This window comes from Marilutibacter maris (genome assembly GCF_006546735.2).
Lineage (GTDB): Bacteria > Pseudomonadota > Gammaproteobacteria > Xanthomonadales > Xanthomonadaceae > Marilutibacter > Marilutibacter maris.
The window spans coordinates 1-2361 of the sequence record NZ_VICD02000026.1; the positions used below are offsets into that span (position 1 = coordinate 1).

Annotated in this window: 3 protein-coding genes; 2 read left to right on the forward strand and 1 reads right to left on the reverse strand. The window is 66.7% G+C overall.

Annotated features, from left to right (window positions below; genetic code table 11):
* Positions 1-692, forward strand: a 692-nt coding sequence (nth, locus tag FKV24_RS02370) for an endonuclease III (RefSeq protein WP_249040878.1), incomplete at its 5' end; no start/stop codon positions are given.
* Positions 693-811: 119 nt separating this feature from the next.
* Here nth and FKV24_RS02375 read toward each other — a convergent pair.
* Positions 812-1666 carry a 2OG-Fe(II) oxygenase gene (locus FKV24_RS02375; RefSeq protein ID WP_141481066.1) on the reverse strand — a complete coding sequence of 285 codons (855 nt, stop codon included), beginning with the start codon at positions 1664-1666 and terminating at the stop codon, positions 812-814.
* A 15-nt stretch (positions 1667-1681) separates the two neighbouring features.
* On the opposite strand from FKV24_RS02375, the gene FKV24_RS02380 reads away from it, so the two are divergent.
* Positions 1682-2008, forward strand: a complete 327-nt coding sequence (locus tag FKV24_RS02380; protein ID WP_141481067.1) for a hypothetical protein — start codon at positions 1682-1684, stop codon at positions 2006-2008.
* Positions 2009-2361: the final 353 nt, after the last annotated feature.

Sequence of the window (2361 nt, forward strand, 5' to 3'; positions counted from 1 at the left end):
CCAAGGCCCCGGCGCGCAAGAAACGCGCGCGGCGCCCGTCCAGGCTCAAGCCCGACGAGGTGGTCGAACTGTTCGAGCGCTTGAAGTGGCTGAATCCGAAGCCGACCACCGAGCTGGAGTTCGGCTCGCCCTACGAACTGCTGGTCGCGGTGACGCTTTCGGCACAGGCCACCGATGTCGGGGTCAACAAGGCGACCCGGCGATTGTTTCCGGTCGCCAACACGCCGCAGGCGATCGCCGCACTGGGCGTGGACGGGCTGAAGCCCTATATCTCGACCATCGGTCTCTACAACACCAAGGCCGCCAACGTGGTGGCGATGGCGCAGCAACTGCTCGAGCACCACGACGGCGAGGTGCCGCGCGAGCGCGCCGCGCTCGAGGCCCTGCCCGGGGTCGGCCGCAAGACCGCGAACGTGGTGCTCAACACCGCGTTCGGCGAACCGACGATGGCGGTGGACACGCACATCTTCCGGGTCTCCAACCGTACCGGCCTGGCCCCGGGCAAGACCGTGCGCGCGGTCGAGGACGCCCTGTTGCAGGTGGTGCCGGCCGCGTATCTGCAGGACGCGCACCACTGGCTGATCCTGCACGGGCGCTATGTCTGCAAGGCCCGCAAGCCCGACTGCCCGCAGTGCGCGATCCGCGACATCTGCCGCTATCCCGACAAGACCGAGGGCGCGCCGGAACACTGAAGACGGACCGCTCCGCCGCGTCCGCGCCCCTCACGAACCGTCATCCGGACGCGACACCCGCGGCCGGATCGCGTCGACGCGCGTCGCATCGCCGCCGCACCACTGTCACCCGGGCGACATCAGTCGTGCGCGCGCTCGCGCAACCATTTCGTGGCGACCCATTTCTCGCCGGCGGTGACCGGCGCGCCGCCGTGCAGACTGAGGGTCATCGGATGCGGACGGTCGTAGCTGAAGAAGACCGCGTTGCCCTTGACCGCGGCCGCCTCGAAACCGACCTCGGGAAAGGTCGTGGCGCCGCCGCCGCGCGGTGTATTGAGGTACATCACCAGCGATGCGACCCGCTGCCCGCCGCGTTGCAGGATCTTCGCCGTGCCCGGACGGTCGGGATCGAAGTAGTCGTAGTGCGGTTTGTACTCGGCACCGGGCCCGTAGCGCAGCACCTGCAGGCCTTCGCCGCGATCCATCGGCCAGTCCAGCAGTCTGGCGATGCGCGCCTCGATCCTCCGGCACAACGCGTCGCCGCCGCGCTCGAAGCTCATGCCCTGGCTGGTGCGTCCCTCGTGGACGATGTCGCCGCCGGTCTCCAGATCGACGGTCGCCGAACGCGACAGCCGCGAACGGGCGAACGCCACCATCCGCTCGCACTCCTCGTCCGACAGCAGGCCGCCGAACACGATCACCCGCGGATGGCGCACGCTGGCCAGCACCTGCACTTCGCGATCGCCGGCATCGACGACCGAAGGCCCGTTGAGTCCGATCGGCGCCGGCACCCGGCTCGGCGCGGGAAGACCATTCTCGCGCGCGTGGGCTTCGAGGAAGCCGCGGGTGGCGGTCTCGATCGCGTCGATCGCCGCCTGCTGCTCCCAGCCGCTTTCCAGTAGCGGTTCCAGCACCGCTTCCGGCGGCTGTCCGGCGCGGACCTGGTCGAGTATCCACTGCTCCAGTTCGGCGGTGAGTTGGCTGGTTTCGGTCATGTTCCCGGACCCTGCATGTTCGTCGAAGCGCCGGGGCGCATGTTTTTCGTTGCGGTCGTATGTCATTGCGATTCCGTCGATGCGATCTCGCATGAGCGCGCGCAAAGCGTCGCGTTCGACGCCGCCGCCATATTCCGGATCGACGGTCGTCGAAGCACGGATCGCCGCGGGACATTCGATCCCGATTTCATCCGCGCCGCCCCCGGAACCTGCGCGGACATTCCACTGTGGTCATTTTCGATGACCGCAATGTTTCATTTTTCACATGACGTTTTTGTGGCGTTTTCGTTGGTTAAATCCACGTTATCACTGAAAAGAACCTGTCACAGGACAGGCCTATAACTTTTCGCCGACTCGTCCGCACCGCAGCGCGCCCGCAGCACGGACCGATTCGATTACGGCCGCAAACCCCGTTCTCGAAAAAGCACATCGACGGATGGTTCGGGCGCGAACACCAGGCACGGGACAACGGGCACGAGCGCGCGTTCGATTCGACGCGCGAACGGACAGGGGACGGAGCGGGACCGGTCGTTGCGATCGCGACAGGACGCGTGATCGACGAGCGGTTCTGGCCGGGCTCGAACGTGTTTGAACCAACCCAAACGATCGGAGAGCAAGAGAATGACTTCTCGCAACAACTGCAGGACCCTGCTGATGACCTTCGGCGCGGTCCTCGCACTCACCGCTTGCGGCGG

Excerpts from the sequence above, each read along its gene's own strand:
- FKV24_RS02375 (WP_141481066.1), bottom strand. The coding sequence starts at position 1,666 with ATGACCGAAACCAGCCAACTCACCGCCGAACTGGAGCAGTGGATACTC.
- FKV24_RS02380 (WP_141481067.1), top strand. The coding sequence starts at position 1,682 with ATGTTCGTCGAAGCGCCGGGGCGCATGTTTTTCGTTGCGGTCGTATGT.